This is a genomic window from Pseudarthrobacter sp. BRE9 (genome assembly GCF_031844305.1).
Classification (GTDB): Bacteria; Actinomycetota; Actinomycetes; order Actinomycetales; family Micrococcaceae; genus Arthrobacter.
Genome location: NZ_JAUZUY010000013.1, coordinates 67,090 through 86,949, shown reverse-complemented (window position 1 = coordinate 86,949; position 19,860 = coordinate 67,090). Strand labels below are relative to the sequence as shown.

Below are 19,860 nucleotides of genomic sequence, written 5' to 3'. Positions count from 1 at the left end.
AAGGAGCAACAATGCCAGAACGCACCGCAACCGTCGCCAGCCGCGTGGGCCTGCACGCCCGCCCCGCCGCCATCTTTGCGGAGGCAGCCGGCGAGTACGACCTGGACATCACCATCGCCCGTGAAGGCGAACCGGCCGACGAGGCCATGGACGCCGCCAGCATCCTGTCCCTCATGAGCCTGGGCGCCTCGCACGGCGACGTGGTGGTGCTCCGCGCCGAAGGTGCCGGCGCGGACGATGCGCTGAACCACCTGGTGCAGATCCTGGAAACGGATCACGACGCCGAGTAGCCGCACGCTGCCGGACGGCAGCACAATGCCGGCGGCCGCCGTCGGGCTTCCCCTCCTGGGAAAACGCCCGACGGCGGCCGCTTGGCTTTTAAGCGTTGGGCACCCAACTGGGTAGCGGGGTGGCGTGGCTCAGCCGCGTTCGGCGAGCGCCTTGACGTCGGCCAGGAGCTTGTCCCACATGGCTTTCGAATGCCCGGCGGCTTCCTCGGTGGGGTTGTTGTCCTGGGCCAGTGTCAGCCGGGTGGCGCCGCCTTGGTCCTCGAGCGTCCATTCGAGGGTGTGGTAGTTCCCGGGCTCGTCCTCCTGCCCGGACAATGGGCTGAAGTGGGTGTGCACCAGTTTCCGTCCCGGCTCAACCGCCAGGATTTTGCCTCTGTCCTGGTAAGCCTTTCCCTCCCACTCGCCGCGCCAGGTGATGGGGCTTCCAACGTTCCAATCGGTCTCCAGCGTGGTCCCGAACATGAACTCCTTCACGGCAGCAGGATCAGTCATCACCTCCCACACGCGTCCCGGGCTCGCGTTGATGGTGGTGGCCGACGTTGCCACATGGTTCTCCGGCATGGCTCAGGCCTTCTTTGCCGTGAAGAGCAAGTACTCCCATTCCATTTGGAAGGGGACGTCACCGTGGGCGTCGCCGAACGAGTCAGCCAACTCCGTGAGCGCCTGGTCCAGTGCCTTGACCTTGTCCTGGTCCTCGCCCAGTGATTTGTAGACGGAAATGATGGGGCCGTAGTGGGACTTGAAGTACCTGACGAAGTCCGCGGGCTGGTGGAAGCTCTTGACGGCAAGGTTCTGCTTGCGGGTATGGATCCCGGTAATCCTCCCGTCCAACAGCTCGCGGACATGTTCCTCACTCCCCCACAGTGGCGCCGGCTGCGCGCCCGGTGGGGGCGGTGGGGCGAAAGGCTTCAAGACGGCAAACATCTGCCCGATAAATCCTTCCGGCGTCCAGCACAGCAGCCCGATGGAGCCTCCCGGCTTGCACACGCGGAGCAGTTCGTCCGCGGCCGCTTGGTGGTGCGGTGCGAACATGACTCCGATGCAGGACATGACGACGTCGAACTCGGCATCGCCGAATGGCAGGGCTTCGGCATCGCCTTCCTGCCACTCCAGGCTGACGCCGCGGTTAGCGGCCTCCCGGCGTCCTGCCTCGAAAAGCTCGGGGGTGAGGTCGCTGGCCACCACCTTGGCGCCCATCATTGCTGCCGGAATGGCTGCGTTGCCGGTTCCCGCGGCGACGTCCAGGACCCGCTGGCGCGACCTGATTCCGCAGGCTTCGACCAGGATGGCGCCCAGTTCCAGGAGCATCTCGTCGGCGAGGGCGGGGTAATCCCCCGACGCCCACATGGCCCGGTGCTTCTTCTTGAGTTCCCGGTCCGCGTCCGTTAAGTCGGTCTGGTTGTCCATGTCCGTGCCCCTCTACGTGTCCGTTCGAATGAGCGACAGCGCACTGTTGGCACAGCGGAGGCTGCGATGCGACTCATTGTGGACGCGATGCAGGCCCCTGTAAAGGCAGGACTGCAGGCATGTACCGGGGTCAGGCGGGTTTGCGCGCCCTGGTGGTCTTGGCGGCAGGCTTTTCCGCGGTCTTGGTGCCCGTGGCCTTGGTTCCTGTGGACTTGGTGTCCGCAGCCTTGGATGCAGTCGATTTGGACGCCGTTGATTTGGACGCCGTTGTCTTGGACGCCGTTGTCTTCGCTGCCGTTGTTTTGGAAGCCGTCGATTTTGATGCGGCGGCCTTGGTGCCGGATGACTTCGTACCGGACGTCTTCCGTGCCGGTTTGGCCTGCTCCGCCTCCTCGTCCCCGGTGTCCGCTTCGTCGTCGGAATTCCCACTGGAGGCGGCCTCCCCGCCGCCGCGCTTCCTGTCCAGGCTCCGCTTCAGGGCCTCCATGAGGTCGATGACCTCGCCCTTGCCGCCCTCTCCGGCTTCGACGCCGAAAGTCTCCTCCGTATCCAGCGACTCGCCCTGTTCGAGCTTGGCCTCGATGAGCTGGCGGAGCTGCACCTGGTACTCGTCCGTGAAGGACGCGGGGTCGAAGTCGGCAGCCATGGATTCGACCAGCGCCGCGGACATGTCGCGTTCCTGGGCGGAGATCTTGATCGAGGCGTCCAGGGACGGGAAGTTGGCTTCCCGCACCTCATCGGGCCAGAGGAGTGACTGCAGGACCAGCACGTCGTCCTTGATGCGCAGGGCCCCCAGCCGGGTTTTCTCCCGGAGGGCGAACTGGACGATGGCCACCCGGTCCGTGTCCTCGAGCGCGCGGCGGAGCAGCACGTAGGCCTTGGGCGACTTGGAGTCCGGTTCCAGGTAGTAGCTCTTCTCGAACATCATGGGTTCAAGCTGTTCGGACGGGACGAACTGCACCACCTCGATCTCGTGGCTGTTCTCCGCGGGAATGGACTTGAGCTCATCCTTGGACAGCACCACCGTGCGGCCGTCCTCCTCGAATGCCTTCTCGATGTCCGAGTAGTCCACCACCTCGCCGCACACCTCGCACCGGCGCTGGTAACGGATCCTGCCGCCGTCGGCATTGTGAACCTGGTGCAGACTGATGTCATGATCTTCAGTGGCGCTGTAGACCTTCACTGGCACGTTGACCAGCCCGAACGCGATGGCACCTTTCCAGATGGCTCTCATCCATACAGTCAACATCAGAGCGGGCCGGAGGTGAAGCCCCGTGGCCCCCAGTAGGGAACGTGTCCGGGTCGCGGGACGCGAATTGACGCTGACCAACCTGGACAAGATCATCTTTCCGGAGACCGGAACCACCAAGGCGGACGTGCTGGCCTACTACGCCGCGGTGGCCCACGTCCTCATCCCGGCGGCGGCCAACCGTCCGGCCACGCGCAAGCGGTGGGTCAACGGAGTGGGCACCGCGGACAAGCCGGGCGAGGTGTTTTTCCAGAAGGACCTGGAGGACTCTGCCCCGGGCTGGCTGCCGCGGGCCGCGATCACCCACAAGGACCGGACCATCCACTACCCGATGGTCAACGACGCCGCGACCCTGACGTGGTTCGGCCAGATCAACTCACTCGAAATCCACGTGCCGCAATGGCGGGTGGACTCGCACGGGAACCAACTGAACCCGGACCGGCTGGTGCTGGACCTGGACCCGGGTGAGGGCGCCGGCCTGCCGGAGTGCCGCGAGGTGGCACTCCTGGCGCGGTCCATCCTGGAGGACGTGGGCCTGGACCCGGTACCGGTGACCAGCGGCAGCAAGGGCATCCACCTCTACGCGGCGCTGGACGGGACGCAGACCTCCGAGCAGATCTCGGCGTTTGCGCGGGAATTGGCCCGGGCGCTGGAGGCCGACCACCCGGACCTCGCCGTCAGCGACATGAAGAAGTCGCTCCGCAAGGGCAAGGTGCTGGTGGACTGGAGCCAGAACAATGCGGCAAAAACCACCGTGGTCCCCTACTCGCTGCGGGGAAGGCCCACGCCCCTGGTGGCCGCACCCAGGACCTGGCGGGAAATCGAATCGCCCGGGCTCAAGCACCTGGACTACCACGAGGTCCTGCGCCGGGTGGGCGACGGCAAGGACCCTTTCGCCGCCGTCGTCAACGCTGCAGGGGGTGCTGCAGACGGGGCCTCAGCCGGTGCTGCGGAGGACGCGTCAGACGTCGGGCCGGACCAGGGCAAAGCACCCCACGGCGACGATCCCCGCCTGGGCAAGTACCGCTCCATGCGCGACCCCAAGGCAACGCCGGAGCCCTTCGCAGGCATCCCGGCCGGCGGCAACAGCTTCGTGATCCAGGAACACCACGCCAGCCGGCTGCACTACGACCTCCGGCTTGAACACGAGGGCGTCCTGGCGTCGTGGGCCCTGCCCAAGGGCATTCCGGAGTCCGGCACCAAGAACCATTTGGCGGTCCAGACCGAGGACCACCCCATGGACTACCTCACCTTCCACGGCACCATTCCGAAGGGACAATACGGGGCGGGTGTCATGACTATTTGGGACACCGGCACCTACGAGCTGCACAAGTGGATCAACGGCAAGGAAGTCATCGTCACCCTGACCGGGTCCGACGGCGGCGGGCTCGGCGGCACCAGCAAGATCGCGCTCATCCACACGGGGCGCGGACAGGGCAAGGACGCCGAGAGCCAGTGGCTCATCCACCTGATGGACCAGGAGCATCACGGCGGACGACGGCGGCCGGCGGCTAGGGCGGCTTCAGAACCTTCGAAGGAGGCCGGCGAAAGCGAAGCTGCCGCTGATGCGCAGCCCCCTGCCGCTACCGCTGCGGACACCGAAGAAGCGGACCCGTTGGAATACCAGCCGATGATGGCCACCTCCGGGAACATCGGCGACCTGCAGGGCAGCGCATGGCAGTTCGAGCTCAAATGGGACGGCGTCCGGGCCATCCTGGTGGCGGACCGGGAGAAGGTCCGGATCTTCTCCCGCAACGGCAACGACGTCACCCGGACCTATCCCGAGTTCACGGACCGGTCGTGCTGGCCGGAGCATCCGTTCGTGGCGGACGGTGAGATCATCGCCGTCGGGCCCGGCGGAAAGCCGGACTTTGGCCTGCTGCAGGGCCGGATGAAACTCACCCGGGCCGCCGACGTCGCCAAAGCCCGCACCACGATCCCGGTCCAGCTGATGCTGTTCGACCTGTTGTTCGACAATGGGGAAGACCTTCGGCGCCTGCCGCTCAGGACCCGTCGGCGGCGGCTGGAGGAATTCTTCCGCCAGTCCGAGTGCCCTATTAATCTCTCCATGGTGCTGGACGAACCGGTGGAGCTCCTGATGGAAAGCGCGCAGGAGCTTGGCCTGGAAGGGGTCATGGCCAAGCGGACGGACAGCCGCTATGTGAGCGGCCAGCGGACCCGGACGTGGATCAAGCTCAAGACAGAGCAGACCCAGGAAGTGGTGGTGGGCGGCTGGCGGCCGGGAAAGGGCGGGCGCCAGGACACTGTGGGGTCGCTGCTGGTGGGAATTCCCGACGGCGACAAACTGCAGTACGTGGGCCGCGTGGGCAGTGGATTCAGTATGCGCGAACTCACGGAACTGCGCCAAACGGTGGAAAGGCTTGGCCGGAAGACCTCGCCTTTCCATGAAGTCCCCCGCCCCGACGCCGCCGACGCCCACTGGGTGGCGCCGGAGCTCGTGGGCGAGGTGACATACAGCGAGTGGACAGGGCCCGGGAGGTTGCGGCATCCCCGGTGGCGCGGCTGGCGCGTGGACAAGGATCCATCGGAGGTGGTCCGGGAAGGCTGACCCGGTTCTCGACGCGCCCGTCAGCCCACGACGCAGAAATTACCTGGCGCCCGCCAAATTTGGGGGGCGCCAGGTAATTTGCGTGTCGACGCCGGTTTTCGCTGCCGGCTGCTTGTTTTCGGTGCCGGCTACGAGGAGTGCGGCATCTGCGGCCGGCCGGTGCGGTGGACGGCCGTCACGGCTGCCTCGTGTCCCATCCGGCCGTGACCGGCGGCCTGGTCCTTGGGATGCCGGCGCTTCCCATAGCCGTCCGGCCACCCGCCTTGCTGTCCCAGGGGCGCCGCGCCCATGGCTGCGGGACCGGGTGCTGCCGGCGCGTCCATCGCGGCCGCAATGTGGTCCGCCACCTCGGGCTTGATGTGGAACTGGTTGGACTCTTCACCCATTGTGGTTCTTCCCTTCTTTCCTTCGTTCTTCCTTGAAACGAAACGCCAACGAAAGCGTCCGGGCGCGCGCGGACTACTGCCCGGAAAGAGGTGTGTTCATCGCTCTACAATAGGCACGCCAAGGTGTCCTGTGAACCCCTCGAAGGGCAGTGGCCGCCGTCACTTTCGCGGCCGTGGTCACCAGGAAATGGGCCCTCAAACGGTTCCCGGCGGAAAATTTTTGGGAACGCCGCCGTTGATCAGCGCGCTTCCCAGTAATGGCGCGGGAAACGGCGCCACAAAAATTTGCAGATTCCAGCCTTGAAATGGCCCAAAAGGGTGCACTCTACGCCATTGAACTGTCGGTGCGCCAGAGGCATCCCGTAAAATTGAAGGCCTGCCCGGAGCGGGGCAGCTACAAGTCGCAAGCAAATGACCTCCATAGGAGTTGCCCAAATGCCCACAGACCGAAGCAGGACCGACTCTCCAGCAGGCGCCAGGAACGCCCGCGGAACAGACCTTGCAGCCCCCGTGGCTGCCAAGAAGCCCAGGCTGCTGCCACGCCGCCGGCTCAAAGAATCAGATGTCAACGTGGTGGACCAGCCCATGCTCAAAAAGGCGCTCGGCGGAACCATCGTCGGCAACACCATGGAATGGTACGACGTAGGAGTCTTCGGCTACCTCATCACCACCATGGGCCCGGTGTTCCTTCCCGAGTCCGATCCCACCACGCAGACGCTGTTCCTGTTGGGGACCTTCGCCGCCACCTTCATCGCCCGCCCCCTTGGCGGCGTGATCTTTGGCTGGCTGGGCGATAAGCTGGGCCGCCAAAAGATCCTGGCCACCACCCTGATGATCATGGCGGCAAGCACCTTCGCCGTCGGACTCCTGCCGGGATACGCGCAGATCGGGCTGTGGGCCGCGGCGCTGCTGGTGCTCCTCAAGGTCATCCAGGGCTTTTCCACCGGCGGCGAATATGCCGGTGCCACCACCTTCGTGAGCGAATACGCGGCCGACAAGCGCCGCGGCTTCTTCGCCAGCTTCCTGGACCTGGGCAGCTACCTCGGCTTCGCCATTGGAGCCGCCCTGGTTTCTGTCCTGCAGCTGACCCTGGGCCAGGACAGCATGGAGGACTGGGGATGGCGCATCCCGTTCCTCGTGGCCGGCCCGCTGGGCCTGATCGCCGTCTACTTCCGGAGCAAGATCGAGGAATCGCCGCAGTTCCAGGCCACCCTTGATGCCCAGGAAGAGAACGCCAAGAACGCTTCCGCCGGTGACGTGGCCACGGCCAAGGGACCCGTGGGAATCGTCAAGGCCTACTGGCGCCCCATCATCGTCGCCATGGTGGTGGTGGCCGCCGCCAACACGGCCGGCTACGCCCTCACCTCCTACATGCCCACCTACCTGACGGAGTCCAAGGGCTACGACGAAGTGCACGGCACGCTGCTGACGATTCCGGTGCTGGTGGTCATGAGCCTGTGCATTCCGCTGACCGGCAAGCTGTCCGACCGGATCGGCCGCCGTCCGGTGCTCTGGATCGGCGCCGTGAGCACCATCGTGCTGGCAGTACCGGCATTCATGCTGATCGGCGTTGGCCAGATCTGGTCCACCATTGCCGGGCTGGCCCTGGTTGCCTTCCCCGTGACGTTCTACGTGGCCAACCTGGCCTCGGCCCTGCCGGCCCAGTTCCCCACGTCCAGCCGCTACGGCGCCATGGGCATTGCCTACAACTTCGCGGTGGCCATCTTCGGCGGCACTACGCCCTTCATCGTGGCGGCCCTGATCAGCGCCACGGGCAACGACATGATGCCTGCCTACTACCTCATGGCCACCTCCTTTGTGGGCGCCATCGCCATCTACTTCCTGAAGGAATCCGCCAACCGTCCCCTGCCGGGATCCATGCCCAGCGTGGACACCCAGGCTGAGGCAAGGGAACTGGTGGCCACGCAGGATGAGAACCCGCTGATCAACCTGGACGAACTGCCGTTCGAAACCCAGGACGGCATCGACGCGCACGAACACCGTGGGGTTCCGGCGGGGGCATAACCCCAGCCGGCCGCCCGGGCACGCTTGTAGCCCACGCTCACAGGCCCGTCCGTGCGTGCTTCCTTGGGGGAAGCATGCAGGGACGGGCCTTTGCGTGCCTGCCGGATGTCCTATTGTGACTGCCGGCAGTATGAGTCAGTCTGATGCCGGTGATACGTTCCCAAAGGCCTTAGGGCCACGGCAGGGCAACAAGACAGGACAGGTGTCGGGACATGAAGCGCGTGGTGGCACAGGTTCGCGCACTCCACAGGCTGGAACCGGCCAACAACGACCACCTTGCCGCGCTGCGCGTGGCCCTCAGCGTTGCCGTCCCGTCGCTGCTCCTGCTGGCCGCCGGGCGGACGGACCTCATTATCTACGCCGTGTTCGGCGCATTGACCGGCATGTACGGCCGTTTGGAACCCCACCAGCTGCGGCTCCGCCACCAGGGGCAGGGCGCCCTGGTGCTGCTCAGCGGCGTGGCTGTGGGGGTAACGCTGTCCGTCAACCACATCCACTCGTGGTGGCTGGTGGCGGTGGAGGCGAGCCTGGCCGCACTTGGCTCCGTGTACTCGGACCGCGTAAGGCTGAAGCCGAACGGGCCCTTCTTTGGAATCCTTGCCCTGGGTGCGTGCGCATCTGTTCCCACCGCCGTCCCCTGGTATGTGGCCATGCTCATCGCGGCGGGATCATCAGTGTTCTCCATCCTGATCGGCTTCAGCGGCTGGGTGCGGCGAAGGTCATGGGAACCCGGGGCCACCAGGAGCCGGCCGCCCCGTTCAGCCGCAAGGCAGCGGGAACTGACCGTCCACGCCGCCCGCTACGTACTGGCCGTGGGTGCTGCCGGAACAGTGGGGGTCCTGAGCGGCAGCGGCCATCCGCACTGGGCCATGGCCGCGGCCGCCGTCCCGCTTGCCGGCGCCGACCTGCCCAGCAGCGTCCGGCGCGGCGTCCACCGCATCGTGGGGACACTCCTGGGCCTGGCGGTTACCGCCGTCGTGATCCTGCCGGGGCCCTGGGCACTGGCTGGCCTCTATCCCGCACTGAAGGAGCCGGTACACCAGGCCACGGTGCTGGCCCTCCTGGTCATCCTCTTCCAGTTCGCCACCGAGCTGTTCATGACCAGGCACTATGGCCTGGCGATGGTCTGGTTCACGCCCGTCATCCTGCTCATGACGCAGCTGGCTTCCCCTGCCGAACCGCAGGTCCTGATCCTTGAGCGCGCGGTGGAAACCCTGGTGGGCGCGCTGTTGGGGATCCTGGTGGTGGTGGCTGTCCGCCGGCCCGGAGCCCGCACCTGGCCCGCGCGCCCGGGCTTACTTCGGTTTCCGGGCCGGCCCGGCCATTAGCCGCGCCGGAGCCACCTTGGCCACCGCCGCCAGCACCTTGTAGCGTTTGGACGGGATGGACACCGCCTTGCCGCGTTCGTTGTCCGCCAGGCCTTCGCGGACCACCCGCTCGGCGCGCAGCCACGTCCAGGACGGGGCCACGGACTTGTCCATCCCCATCCGGTCATGGAACTCCGTGTGGGTGAAGCCGGGGCAGACGGCCGTGACCTTGATGCCCTGCTTGCGGTAGGCCAGGTTGGCCCAGCGGCTGAAACTGACCAGCCAGGCCTTGGCCGCGGAATAGGTGCCGCGGGGCAGGAACGCGGCCACGCTGGCCACATTGATGATCCTGCCTTCCCCGCGCTCCAGCATGCCCTTCAGCGCCGCATGGGTCAGCACCATGGACGTCTCGGCGTGCAGCTTAAGGTGCTTCTTCTCCTCCGGCGCGTGGTTGTCCTCAAAGTTGTGCAGCAGCCCGATCCCGGCATTGTTCACCAGGATCCCCACAGGCCGGGATGTGTCTTCCAGGCGTTCGACGACGGCCGCGACGTCGTCGTCGTCCGTCAGGTCTGCGGGGAGCACCTCAGCCGTGATCCCGTACCGGCGCCGGAAGTCCCCAGCTGCTTCTGCCAGCCGGGACGCGTTGCGCGCCACCAGGACCAGGTCATGCCCCTGCGCCGCGAGCTGCTTTGCGAATTCATGGCCGAGCCCGGCGCTGGCCCCGGTGACGAGTGCTGTTGTTCGGGAACTGGATGGCGTCATGGTGCAAGCCTAACCAGAGAGCTGCCCGCCGGAGCCGATGCGAACGGGATGGGCCGGCAAGGTGAGTGCCCTGCAAAAACCCCCAAACCGAACGAGAGCCACCTCCGGGAAGGCGTTCCCGCCCATCCCGACTTGTGCATCAATTAGTAAGCATGCTTTGCTTATGGCGTAGATGAACCTCCGCAAGCAGTTCGCGGCGGGGCTGCCAACGCCGGCGGCTCCGTGAAAGAAGCCCAAGGAAGAACATAATGACCACCGCAATGGAAGACCAGCTCACCGCGTTTGGGGAACGCAGCGACGCAGCTGGCCAGCAGCTCTTGGCCGCCACCGGACGCGTGGACGCAGGGCTGCTGATGACCCTGAATTCACGCATGCACTGCCGCATGCCGATGCAGCTTGTTGACCATGGGGAAATGCCGGTCCGTGAGCCCGTATACGTTGACGGGAACTCCGTCGTTGCCCTGCGGACCGGCTTCGTCGCGGAAAGCGTGGTCACCTACCGGTGCGCCTGCGGCTTCACGATTGACGACCCGGGCGCCGCCATGCCGGTATCCGACCAGGCCCTCGCAAGCTAAACAGTCCTTTTCGGCCGGCCGAGCAGCTCTTTCGGCCGGCCCAGCAGCACCTTCCCCTACTGCCCGGCAGGAACGCGGGCGGCTTCAACCGCGTCCCGCGTGTCCGCCAGGACCAGGTCCGCATTGATGGCCTCCGCCGCCCGAAGGCCGGCCGCGGCGGCCGTCATGACCTGGGCCGAAACATCAGTGGCGTTGCCCGCGGCCCATACTCCCGGGCATGACGTCCGGCCGCTTTCGTCGGTCTCCAGGCGGCTGCCCGGACCCTCCTGGAGGGCGGCCGGTTCGAGTCCAAGCCGCTGGAGCATGTTGGCTTTGCTGGTGGTTGCGGGACTGACCACCAGCACGTCAAGGGGCACGGTCCCGCCCGCATCCAGGATGGCGCCGGCGAGGCGGTCGTCGCGGACCTCCAGGGCCCGGACCTTGCCCTCCACCACGCGGACGGACCGCGCCGCCAGTTGTTCCTCCTGGCCGGGGGTGAGTTCCAGGGCGCCGTTGAGCAGGAGCACCACGTCCGGACTCCACTGCCGGAACGTCAAGGCCTGCAATACGGAGTGGGAATCGGCCGCCAGGACTCCGATTCTTTGGTTTCGGACCTCCCAGCCATGGCAGTAGGGGCAATACAGCACATCCCGGCCCCAACGGTCGGCTACGCCGGGAAGCTCCGGCAACTCATCCATGATTCCTGTGGCGATCAGCAGGCGCCGGGCGGCCTGGGTGGAGCCGTCGTCCAGGGCAAGGACGAACTGGTCGCCGTCGCGCCTGGCATACCTGACAAATCCGGACGCCATGGTCCCGCCGTACCGGGCCAGCTCGTCCCGGCCTGCCGCGAGAAGGTCCCTTGGGCTCATCCCCTCCCGGCTGAGGAAGCCGTGGACACTTTCCGCCCCGAGATTCCGCTGCTCACCGGCGTCGATCACCACTACCGAACGCAGTGCCCGCGCCAGGGCGGTCCCCGCGCTCAGCCCCGCCGGTCCCCCGCCAATGACCGCCACGTCGAAAACGGTGTCCTGGTTTCCCGCCACATCGCCCTTCCCGGCCAGCACCGCGGGAACGGCCGGCTAAGCCGGCTTCCTCAACGGGCTTTCACACCCGGCTCCCGCTTCCGGACGGCGCTGGACCTGCCCTGCTGCACATGCCTCTTGCACACACATACCTACACACGCTGTACCCGGGGCAGGCGTGGGAGTAACGGCGGGACGATGCCGGGATGAGGTCAGCGCTCAGGCCAGTCGACGAACTGGCCGTAGCCTTCGTGCTTTCGGAGGTAGCTGGACATGAACGGGCAGTGCGGGATGATGCGCTTTCCTGTAGCCACTACATCATCCAGGGCAAAATGCGCCAGGACTTTGCCGAGGCCCTGGCCTTCGAAGTCCTCCCCGGTCTCCGTGTGGGTGAAATCGATGTGCCCGGGAAGGTCACGGAAGAAGGCCTGGACAGCCAACCTGCCATCCACCAGGAGCTCATACCGTTGCTGTTCGTCATTGCGCAGCAGCGAGACGTTGGCGTGGAAGGTGTCCTCTGCGGACGCGGTGTTCTCGGTCATGGTTCGACACTGGCACTACTTCACGCCGCTGGCAATGCCCCTTCTGCCCCTCTTCCCGGACCCCGCCTCCGGCCCCCGCGGACAGCATGCCGCAGGCGCAACGGCAGGCCGCCCAGCAAGAGGATCGCCGCGGAAAAACATCCGGCGCCTGCTGCCAGCAGCCCCAGCGACAGTCCGTTGAGGGCGGCGTCCGCCACGGGGAGGAAGACCACCACGACGGCGACCCCCGCCACGGCGGGCCTGCAGCGGAAGGCCTGGGGCGCCGTCGTCCGTTCCTCCAGGCGGCCAAAGGCTGCGGCCACCGGCAGGAGCAGGAGGACCAGAGCAAGGACCACGAGGGGGCGTGACCACCACCATTCGGCGGTTCCGGAGGATGGTTTGGGAATTGGCGCCAGGAGCAGCACCCCGGACATCGCCGCCAGCAGCGGCAGGTGCCAGAGGTACACCGTCAGGGATCTGGCACCGGCCACCACCAGGAGCCGGCCGATCCAGCCGATGCCGGCCAGCGGCGCCAGGACCGGCCGCGCCAGTTCCATTTCCGCCAGCTGGGAAACGCCCAGGAGCACCAGGGACAGGTTGGGCGGGTTGAGGTTGACCAGCATGTTGCCCCGATACAGGCCCAGCCCGGTCACGAGTCCCAGCAGCAGATGTGCCGCCACCGCGAGGCCCAGCAGCCCGGAACGGGAGAGGCGGGAAAAATGTCCGTCGGCAGCCAGGAAACCCAGTTGCTGGACTGCACACCAGACGAACACCAGGTTGATATTGGCAAGGTCCGGCAAGGCACCCCGAAGGCAGTCGACGGCGACCACCAGCCCGGTCAGCAGGCCGAAGCCCAGCCATGGCACGCGGTCATGGAGAGCCGACAGGACCGGGATGTTCAGCTGCGCCGCGAGGTAGGCCGCCAGAAACCACAGCGGCATGCCCGCGCCGGTGGCAATGAGTTGGACCACCTGCCGGTCCACGCCGAGCGCGGCCGCCACGGACAGGCCCGCCACCATGGCCGCCAGCAGTGCGGCGGCCGGGCGGACCAGGCGCAGGAGCCGCGCGCGGATGAACTGCGCCGCCGTCCCGCCGGCTGCCTTGAGCCGGCGCCAGGACTGCAGGCCGGTGATCCCGCCGGTGACGAAGAACAGGGGCATGACCATGAAGATCCAGATGACGGGTTCGAACCAGTCCTGTTCGGCCAGGGTGTTCTCGGTTGTCACGGTCCCATCGGGGTGCAGGACCGGGCTGACCATCGTGGAGTGCCCCACCACCACCAGGACCAGGCAGATGAACCGGACAAGGTCGATGGCCGGGTCACGGATTTCCGTGTCCGCCCCGGTTCCCGTCCCCCGCGTGCCGGTGCTTCGCATGGGAACTTACAAGGACTCGACGTTGCCCATGGCACTATTGTGCCCCCGGCGCGGGCGCGGTTTAAGGACTTGGGCCGGTTGCTGATCCTTTTACTGCAGTGTGGCCAGCAGTCCCAAAACGACGGCGAACAGGGGCATGGTGCCCTGCGTTACGGCGGGGCGGAGGTACTTCCGTCCGGTAAAGGCCAGGACGGCGGCCGCCAGCAGCATGGAGCCGCAACAGCTGAAGATGAGGGTCCAGCCCGCCACGGCCTGGGTGGACCCCGCACCGCCGAACGCCACGAGCCCTGTGCCGATGAACGCCCCGATGGCCAGGAACAGGTTGTAGAAGCCCTGGTTGTAGGCCAGGGGCCTGGTGGTCTCGGCATCGGACTGGGAGGCAACCCCAAAGCGCTTCCAGGTGGCGGGCCGGGTCCAGGTAAGCGACTCCATGGTGAAGATGAAGACGTGCAGGGCGCCGGCAAGGAAGGCAAAAAGAAGGGAGGCCAGGGTCATTGCTTGATCCTAGCCTCCCTACCGTTGGAGTTTCCGGCCGGCGTTACCGTGCCAGAGTAGCCAGCGTGGTGGCGGCAAAGCCCTTGGCGGACTGGTTCCAGGTGGCCAGCAGGCCCTGCAGGTTCTCTCCGTCCGCGCGGTGGGCGGGAAGCTGGTCCTGGAGGGTGGCCAGCACGCCGGTCCGCAGTTCGGTGTTGAAGTTGACCTTGCCAACGTTCATGGCCGCGGCTTTGACGAGCTCGCCGGCCGGGATGCCGGAGGCGCCGTGCAGGACCAGCGGAATGTGGACCCGTGCCGCGATGTCCTGCAGTACGTCCCAGCGCAGCCGCGGCTCGCCCTTGTATTTGCCGTGGACATTGCCCACGGCGACGGCCAGCAGCTCCGCGCCGGTGCGGGACACGAAGTTCTCAACCTGGGCCGAGTCCGTCAGCCCGGCGACATCCACGCCGCCCCCGCCGGCCGGCTGGTCCGCGGAGAAGGCACGGTCCTCGTCGCCTGCCAGGCCGCCCAGTTCCGCTTCCAGTACCACGCCGGCGCCCAGCAGGGCCCGGGCCGCCTGGACCAGGGCGATGTTCTCCTCGTAGGGAAGGGACGAACCGTCGGCGAGGACGGAATCCGCCCCTGCCGCCACGGCGTCGGCCATGACCTTCAGGTCGGATGCGTGGTCAAGCTGCACCGCGACGGGCACCGCGGCAGCGTCGGCCAGCCCGCGCAGCGCCGCGATGAGCCGCAGGCCGTTGGCGGTGGCGGCGGTCTTGGGTGCCACCAGCAGGATCACGCCCCGGCCGGATTCCTCGGCGGCGCCCACCACGGCCAGCGCGGTGGTGAAGTCGTAGCAGGTGAAGGCGGGCACCGCGGAGCCCTGCTGCAGGGCGGAGGTGACCAGGTGGTCCAGTCGGGTCTTCATCAGGCGCCGAGGCCTCCCACCAGGATCCAGGCAACGAAGGTCAGCGCGAAGCCGGCCAGGCCCAGGACGGTGGTCAGGACGGTCCAGGTCTTCAGTCCGTCAGAAACTGTGAGGCCGTAGTAGCGGACCACAACCCAGAAACCGGCGTCCGTCACGTGGGACAGGCCCAGGGCGCCGAAACCGATGGCGATCACGATCACGGCAATCTGCGCCGGGCTGTAGCCGCCACCGCTGACCGCCGCGGACAGCAGGCCGGTGGTGGTCACGATGGCCACGGTGGCCGAGCCCTGGGCAGCGCGCAGCGCCAGCGAGATGATGAAGCCGAGGAGCAGCAGGGGCACACCGAGCGTGTCCAGGGTCTTGGACAGCGCGGAACCAATGCCGGAAACCTGGAGGACGTTGCCGAAGACGCCACCGGCAGCCACCACCATCAGGATGGAGGCGATGGGAGGCAGGGAGCCTTCGAAGATTTCGCCGGTTTCCTTGAAGGACCAGCCGCGGCGGACGGCAAGCAGGAAGAAGGACAGCGCCACGGCCACGAGCAGGGCCAGGAAGGGGTTGCCGACGAAGGCTGCGAGGCCGTACAGCGGGTGGGACTTGGCGAGGATGAGGGTGCCGGCGGTACCGAGGAGGATCTGCACGATGGGTGCGGCAATCAGGAAGATGATCAGGCCCGGCCGGGGAGGAGCGATGGCGGCGGCACCGGGTCCGTCATGGCCCACCTTGACCAGCGAGTCGGAGCCGAACTCCTCCACCTGGGTCCTGACGGCGGGCAGCAGCTCATATTCCTTGCGGTTCATGATGGAGGCGACCCAGTAGGACAGGAAGCCCAGCGGAACACAGATCAGCAGGGAAATCAGGGCGATGAGTCCTATGTCGGCGCCGAGCACGCCGGCGCCGGCAACGATGCCGGGGTGCGGCGGGACGGCCACATGGATGGCGAGCATGATGCCGGCCATGGGCAGGCCGAACTTGATCGGGTGGACCTTGGCGATCTTGGCGAAGGCGTACACGATGGGCACCAGTACGATGACGCCCACTTCGAAGAAGACGGGGATGGCCACCAGGAAGCCGACGGCGGTGAGCGCGACGGCCACGCGCCGGGCGCCCAGCTTGCGGGTGAAGTGGTCCGCGAGGGACTGGACGCCGCCGGACACCTCGATCATCCGGCCCAGCACGGCGCCGAGCGCAATCAGGATGGCCACCTTGCCCATGGTGCTGCCCACGCCGCCGGAGACCACGGTGAAGATGTCCTGCAGCGGAATGGTGGCAGCCACGGCCACCAGGATGCTGACGGTGAGCAGCGCAACGAAGGCCTGGATCTTGAAGCGGATGATCATCACCAGCAGGATGGCGATGCCCACCGCTGCGATGGTGAGCAGTACCGGGGTGCCCAGCTCAACGGCGGGTTTGAGGGCCGGGGCATCGGCCGCCCGCTGTATCAGCGGATTCATAAGGTGGTTCACGGGGTGGTGTCTCCTTCGACATGCCGGTCCGGGGGCAGACGGGCATCAGGTCTTACGGCGGGGATGGAACGCTGCGGGAACAGGGTCAGCAACGCTGGGAGGTACGACGACGGCGGAGGGGGGACCGCCGTCGTCGCACCGCTTGGGGGTGGCCTGCTTGGCGGGTGGCTTATTTGGTGCGCTTGGTGGGCGCAACGACCTTGATGACGGCGGAGTCATCGGCGGCGGCCAGGCCCTGGGCCTGGCCCAGGAGGTAGAGCTGCTCGGCGGCAGCGGCAACAGGGGCTGCCAGGCCGGCGGCACGGGTGGCCTTGCCCACGATGCCCATGTCCTTGACGAAGATGTCCAGGCGGGAGAGGACCTCGGCGCCTTCCTCGTCGTAGGCCTCAAGGATCCGGGGGCCACGGTTGGAGAGCATGAAGGAACCGGCCGCGCCGGCTTCCAGGGCGGCGAGCGTCTTGGCCTGGTCCAGTCCCAGCGCGTCCGCCAGGGCCAGGGCCTCGGCAGCGGCGGCGATGTGGACGCCGCAAAGGAGTTGGTTGACGGTCTTCAGGGCCTGGCCGTCGCCGGGCTTGTCGCCCACAACGGTCAGGGTGGAAGCCAGCAGTTCCAGGGCCGGGGCGGCCTTTTCGCGGGCTTCCGGGGAAGCTCCAACGACGATCAGCAGGTCGCCTTCGCCGGCGCGCTTGGGGCCGCCGGACAGCGGGGCGTCCACCAGGTCCACGCCGTATTCGGCCAGCTTGGCCACAGTGGCGGGAATGGCATCGGTACCGACCGTGCTGCCAAGGATAACGACAGCGCCCGACTCCAGCACCGAGGCCACACCGTTCTCGCCGAACAGGACGTCGTTGAGCTGTTCGCCGTTGCGGACGGCCAGGAGCACGGCGTCGGCGCCCTTGGCGGCCTCACGTGCCGTGGTGAAGGTGGCGATGCCGGCTTCCTGCGCGAGCTTGAGGCGCGGTTCGGCGATGTCGAAGCCGTGGACGGTCAGCTGGGAGGCAAGGCGGGTGGCCATGGGCAGGCCCATGGCACCAAGGCCCAGGACGGTGACGGTGTAGTTGCTGGTCATGGTGTTCTCCGTTGAATTCTTGCGGGAAATTAGGGTGGGGATCAGAACTTGGCGCTGAGCTTGCGGGTGACCTGGGCGAGGGAGTCATCGTCGCCCACGTTGCCGGCGAACACGATGTACGGGATGCCCTTGGCCGGTCCGTCCACGGGTTCCCAGAGGCTGACGATGCCGGGCAACATGGGGCCGCGGACAATGGCGTGGCGGATTTCCAGGCCGTGGGCGGCCACGTCGGAGGAGGTGATGCCGCCCTTGGCGATGACAAACCGCGGCGGGAAGGTCTTCAGGGTCCGGTTGACCACGTCCACGACGGCGGCGGACACGGTCCGGGCGATCCGCAGGCTTTCGGCGGGGTCGTCGGTCTTGATGAGCAGGCGGCTGGTGTGGACGATGACGTCACCGGCGCGGAGGGCCGCGACGACGGCGTCCACCGCCTGGTCCAGGTGTGCAGTGGCGTCCGCTTCGTTGCCGAGGAGCTTCTCGACGTCGATTTCGATGATCCGCGCTGAGCTGTGCTCGGCGGTGAGGACGTTGAGCTGCCGGGTGGTGAGGCCAACGTGCGAACCCACCACGATCAAACCCCCCGCCTCCGACGGGGTGTTGCCCGCATAGGCTTCATCGGCGCTCAGGGCGGTGCGGATTTCCTGGCCGATGCGGCCGCGGACGAACGGCGGCCCAACCCGGTACAGGAGTTTCTTGCCGCGGCGTTCTGCTTCGTCCAGGCCCAGGGCCAGGGCGCGGAAGTCGTTTTCAGTGACGATGTCGGCGACGATGGGCGTGGAGTCGGTGGCCGGTTCGATGGCATCGGCAATGGCCTTGGCGGAGATGGCCGGATCCTGCGCGGAAGCGCCTGCCCGGATGATGTCCAGGTCCAGGACAATGACCGAGTCGGCGGGGAATCTGCCCTGCGACTTTTCTGCGACGTACTCAGCCATGACGGAGGTGCTGAAGCCAAAGCTTGCGTCCTTGGCGAACTCGGTCTCGGAGACGGGGACCAGGGCGCCCTTGGCGTCACCGGTGCCGCGCATGTAGTGCACGCCGCCGATGGTGAGCCGGCCGGCGTCGGGAAAGGCCGGAACCAGGACCACGCCATCGGTCTTTTCGCCGCTCACCGCGGCGACAGTGGCGGCGATGACGTCGGGTTCCAGCGGGTAGTGGCCGCGGAGGGTGGAGTCGCTGCGGCTGACGAAGCCCAGGCGGAGCTTGTCGGGTGATCCTGCTGCGGCCAGGGCGTTCCGGACCACTTCTTCATTACGGGCGGCGGCCTCTGCGGGGTCCAGGCTGCGGGTGTTGGTCAGGACGTACACAGCGGGCTTGCCCTGGCCAAAGGCCCAGGCGAAGTCCGCCACGTCCCAGCGAGTGAGCACGGGCAGGTCCGCCACGGACTGCGTGCCGGTCGGATCGTCGTCGAGCACTACCAGCACACGGGGAACCTCGGCGTTGGAAGCGGCCAGCGCACCGGCAACCAGCCCTGCGGGGATCTCCATGTCTGCCGGATAGGCGGCCAGAACGTCTGCTTCAAGCGTCACAGTGCACTCCATTGTGTATGGATCCGGGCGGGCGGATCCTGATGTAAAGGTAACTGTAAGATGTCTGACATCTTGCATTTGAATGTCAGTGTGGCACACGGCATACGGACGCGCAAGTACACTTGTCTGACATATCCGCCAGGCGTGTGCCGGGCACAGGGATCGGGGGCAACATGGCAAGGAAGTCACTTGTCGGCGTGGTGGCCGACGAGCTGCTTGACCGCATCATCGAAGGCGAGTTTCCGCCAGGCTCCACCGTTCCCGGCGAGCATGAACTGAGCGCACGCCACGAGGTCAGCCGCATGACGGTCCGCGAAGCCATGAAGACGCTGCAGGCCCAGCGCATCCTGAGTGTGGAGCGCGGCAGGGGAACGTTCGTCAATCCCCTGAGCCGCTGGGCCTCGCTGGAAGCCGTCATCCGGGCCGCGGCCGAGGGCAAGAACGACGCCGACGCTTCCATCCAGCTCATCGAGCTCCGCCGGATGCTCGAGACGGGAGCCTGCGAGCTTGCCGCCGGCCGGATCGCGGAGGAGGACATCGAAGCCCTCTTCAACTACGTCGCCGCGATGAAGGCCGCGCACAGCATTAACGACGTCGCGGCTTTTGTTGAGGCGGACCTGGCTTTCCATGACGTCATCCTGCATGCATCGGGGAACGTCTTCGTATCAGTCCTGTTCGAGCCCCTGCACCGCGTGCTGGAAAAGCGCAGGACGGAGACCTCTGCCGTTCCGGCAATCCAGAAGCATGCCATCGGCCACCACCGGAACATTGCCGAGGCCCTGGAGTCCCGAGACGCCGTCCGGTCACGCGAGGCAATGGACGCGCACATGCAGCAAACCCTCGACGACCTCAGGCAGCTGGTGCTGGAAGCCAAGTAACCGGCGCGTGGAATGGGTCTGTTCAACGCTCCCGCAGTCCCACTAGGCTTC

At 66.8% G+C, this 19,860-nt stretch carries 19 protein-coding genes; 6 read left to right on the top strand and 13 right to left on the bottom strand.

The annotated features are described in order from the left end of the window. Positions 1-11: 11 nt before the first annotated feature. The gene (locus Q9R31_RS19255; protein WP_056333115.1) at positions 12-290 is read left to right on the top strand and encodes an HPr family phosphocarrier protein; all 279 of its coding nucleotides are present in this window, start codon (positions 12-14) and stop codon (positions 288-290) included. 129 nt (positions 291-419) lie between these two features. Here Q9R31_RS19255 and Q9R31_RS19250 read toward each other — a convergent pair whose 3' ends face one another. The 3 genes from Q9R31_RS19250 to Q9R31_RS19240 form a co-directional block, all read right to left on the bottom strand. After that, positions 420-851, bottom strand: a complete 432-nt coding sequence (locus Q9R31_RS19250; RefSeq protein ID WP_311264314.1) for an SRPBCC domain-containing protein — start codon at positions 849-851, stop codon at positions 420-422. 3 nt (positions 852-854) lie between these two features. Beyond that, complete coding sequence (locus Q9R31_RS19245) at positions 855-1,697, bottom strand: class I SAM-dependent methyltransferase (RefSeq protein WP_311264313.1); 843 nt, start codon at positions 1,695-1,697, stop codon at positions 855-857. A gap of 130 nt (positions 1,698-1,827) precedes the next feature. Further along, entirely contained in the window at positions 1,828-2,931 is a 1,104-nt protein-coding gene (locus Q9R31_RS19240; RefSeq protein WP_311264312.1) for a Ku protein, read from the bottom strand. 40 nt (positions 2,932-2,971) lie between these two features. Between Q9R31_RS19240 and Q9R31_RS19235 the strand changes: the two genes are divergently transcribed. Beyond that, positions 2,972-5,515 (top strand): ATP-dependent DNA ligase, encoded by a 2,544-nt coding sequence (locus Q9R31_RS19235; RefSeq protein ID WP_311264311.1) that lies wholly within the window; start codon positions 2,972-2,974, stop codon positions 5,513-5,515. Between the two features lie 128 nt (positions 5,516-5,643). Here the strand turns inward: Q9R31_RS19235 and Q9R31_RS19230 are convergent, their stop codons facing one another. After that, the gene (locus Q9R31_RS19230) at positions 5,644-5,901 is read right to left on the bottom strand and encodes a hypothetical protein (protein WP_311264310.1); all 258 of its coding nucleotides are present in this window, start codon (positions 5,899-5,901) and stop codon (positions 5,644-5,646) included. Positions 5,902-6,336: 435 nt separating this feature from the next. On the opposite strand from Q9R31_RS19230, the gene Q9R31_RS19225 reads away from it, so the two are divergent. Beyond that, positions 6,337-7,926, top strand: a complete 1,590-nt coding sequence (locus Q9R31_RS19225) for an MFS transporter (RefSeq protein WP_311264309.1) — start codon at positions 6,337-6,339, stop codon at positions 7,924-7,926. A gap of 212 nt (positions 7,927-8,138) precedes the next feature. Further along, the gene (locus tag Q9R31_RS19220; RefSeq protein WP_311264308.1) at positions 8,139-9,254 is read left to right on the top strand and encodes an FUSC family protein; all 1,116 of its coding nucleotides are present in this window, start codon (positions 8,139-8,141) and stop codon (positions 9,252-9,254) included. On the opposite strand, the gene Q9R31_RS19215 is transcribed toward Q9R31_RS19220, so the two are convergent. Next, positions 9,222-9,995 carry an SDR family oxidoreductase gene (locus tag Q9R31_RS19215; RefSeq protein WP_311264307.1) on the bottom strand — a complete coding sequence of 258 codons (774 nt, stop codon included), beginning with the start codon at positions 9,993-9,995 and terminating at the stop codon, positions 9,222-9,224. The two genes, Q9R31_RS19220 and Q9R31_RS19215, sit on opposite strands and share 33 nt — an antisense overlap. Positions 9,996-10,243: 248 nt before the next feature. Between Q9R31_RS19215 and Q9R31_RS19210 the strand changes: the two genes are divergently transcribed. Then, the gene (locus Q9R31_RS19210; protein WP_311264306.1) at positions 10,244-10,570 is read left to right on the top strand and encodes a hypothetical protein; all 327 of its coding nucleotides are present in this window, start codon (positions 10,244-10,246) and stop codon (positions 10,568-10,570) included. 56 nt (positions 10,571-10,626) lie between these two features. On the opposite strand, the gene Q9R31_RS19205 is transcribed toward Q9R31_RS19210, so the two are convergent. From Q9R31_RS19205 to Q9R31_RS19170, 8 genes are all read right to left on the bottom strand, one after another. Then, entirely contained in the window at positions 10,627-11,592 is a 966-nt protein-coding gene (locus Q9R31_RS19205; protein WP_311264305.1) for an NAD(P)/FAD-dependent oxidoreductase, read from the bottom strand. Between the two features lie 191 nt (positions 11,593-11,783). Beyond that, positions 11,784-12,113, bottom strand: coding sequence for a GNAT family N-acetyltransferase (locus tag Q9R31_RS19200; protein WP_311264304.1), 330 nt, complete (start codon positions 12,111-12,113; stop codon positions 11,784-11,786). Between the two features lie 20 nt (positions 12,114-12,133). Then, positions 12,134-13,468 carry an acyltransferase gene (locus Q9R31_RS19195; RefSeq protein WP_311264303.1) on the bottom strand — a complete coding sequence of 445 codons (1,335 nt, stop codon included), beginning with the start codon at positions 13,466-13,468 and terminating at the stop codon, positions 12,134-12,136. Between the two features lie 90 nt (positions 13,469-13,558). After that, complete coding sequence (locus Q9R31_RS19190) at positions 13,559-13,963, bottom strand: DUF1304 domain-containing protein (RefSeq protein ID WP_311264302.1); 405 nt, start codon at positions 13,961-13,963, stop codon at positions 13,559-13,561. Positions 13,964-14,006: 43 nt separating this feature from the next. Further along, positions 14,007-14,870 carry a class II fructose-bisphosphate aldolase gene (locus Q9R31_RS19185; protein ID WP_311264301.1) on the bottom strand — a complete coding sequence of 288 codons (864 nt, stop codon included), beginning with the start codon at positions 14,868-14,870 and terminating at the stop codon, positions 14,007-14,009. After that, complete coding sequence (locus Q9R31_RS19180; protein ID WP_311264300.1) at positions 14,870-16,336, bottom strand: GntP family transporter; 1,467 nt, start codon at positions 16,334-16,336, stop codon at positions 14,870-14,872. The genes Q9R31_RS19185 and Q9R31_RS19180 overlap by 1 nt, the downstream gene beginning before the upstream one ends. Positions 16,337-16,505: 169 nt before the next feature. Next, the gene (locus tag Q9R31_RS19175; RefSeq protein ID WP_311264299.1) at positions 16,506-17,405 is read right to left on the bottom strand and encodes an NAD(P)-dependent oxidoreductase; all 900 of its coding nucleotides are present in this window, start codon (positions 17,403-17,405) and stop codon (positions 16,506-16,508) included. Between the two features lie 41 nt (positions 17,406-17,446). Continuing rightward, entirely contained in the window at positions 17,447-18,931 is a 1,485-nt protein-coding gene (locus Q9R31_RS19170) for a four-carbon acid sugar kinase family protein (RefSeq protein WP_311264298.1), read from the bottom strand. Between the two features lie 173 nt (positions 18,932-19,104). Here Q9R31_RS19170 and Q9R31_RS19165 point away from each other — a divergent pair, with 173 nt between their 5' ends. Beyond that, positions 19,105-19,809 carry a FadR/GntR family transcriptional regulator gene (locus tag Q9R31_RS19165; protein ID WP_311264297.1) on the top strand — a complete coding sequence of 235 codons (705 nt, stop codon included), beginning with the start codon at positions 19,105-19,107 and terminating at the stop codon, positions 19,807-19,809. Positions 19,810-19,860: the final 51 nt, after the last annotated feature.

What these genes read in the sequence shown, in the direction of transcription:
- Q9R31_RS19255 (WP_056333115.1), top strand. Translation starts at nt 12, where the DNA reads ATGCCAGAACGCACCGCAACCGTCGCCAGCCGCGTGGGCCTGCACGCC.
- Q9R31_RS19250 (WP_311264314.1), bottom strand. Translation starts at nt 851, where the DNA reads ATGCCGGAGAACCATGTGGCAACGTCGGCCACCACCATCAACGCGAGC.
- Q9R31_RS19245 (WP_311264313.1), bottom strand. Translation starts at nt 1,697, where the DNA reads ATGGACAACCAGACCGACTTAACGGACGCGGACCGGGAACTCAAGAAG.
- Q9R31_RS19240 (WP_311264312.1), bottom strand. Translation starts at nt 2,931, where the DNA reads ATGAGAGCCATCTGGAAAGGTGCCATCGCGTTCGGGCTGGTCAACGTG.
- Q9R31_RS19230 (WP_311264310.1), bottom strand. Translation starts at nt 5,901, where the DNA reads ATGGGTGAAGAGTCCAACCAGTTCCACATCAAGCCCGAGGTGGCGGAC.
- Q9R31_RS19225 (WP_311264309.1), top strand. Translation starts at nt 6,337, where the DNA reads ATGCCCACAGACCGAAGCAGGACCGACTCTCCAGCAGGCGCCAGGAAC.
- Q9R31_RS19220 (WP_311264308.1), top strand. Translation starts at nt 8,139, where the DNA reads ATGAAGCGCGTGGTGGCACAGGTTCGCGCACTCCACAGGCTGGAACCG.
- Q9R31_RS19215 (WP_311264307.1), bottom strand. Translation starts at nt 9,995, where the DNA reads ATGACGCCATCCAGTTCCCGAACAACAGCACTCGTCACCGGGGCCAGC.
- Q9R31_RS19210 (WP_311264306.1), top strand. Translation starts at nt 10,244, where the DNA reads ATGACCACCGCAATGGAAGACCAGCTCACCGCGTTTGGGGAACGCAGC.
- Q9R31_RS19200 (WP_311264304.1), bottom strand. Translation starts at nt 12,113, where the DNA reads ATGACCGAGAACACCGCGTCCGCAGAGGACACCTTCCACGCCAACGTC.
- Q9R31_RS19195 (WP_311264303.1), bottom strand. Translation starts at nt 13,468, where the DNA reads ATGCGAAGCACCGGCACGCGGGGGACGGGAACCGGGGCGGACACGGAA.
- Q9R31_RS19190 (WP_311264302.1), bottom strand. Translation starts at nt 13,963, where the DNA reads ATGACCCTGGCCTCCCTTCTTTTTGCCTTCCTTGCCGGCGCCCTGCAC.
- Q9R31_RS19185 (WP_311264301.1), bottom strand. Translation starts at nt 14,870, where the DNA reads ATGAAGACCCGACTGGACCACCTGGTCACCTCCGCCCTGCAGCAGGGC.
- Q9R31_RS19175 (WP_311264299.1), bottom strand. Translation starts at nt 17,405, where the DNA reads ATGACCAGCAACTACACCGTCACCGTCCTGGGCCTTGGTGCCATGGGC.
- Q9R31_RS19165 (WP_311264297.1), top strand. Translation starts at nt 19,105, where the DNA reads ATGGCAAGGAAGTCACTTGTCGGCGTGGTGGCCGACGAGCTGCTTGAC.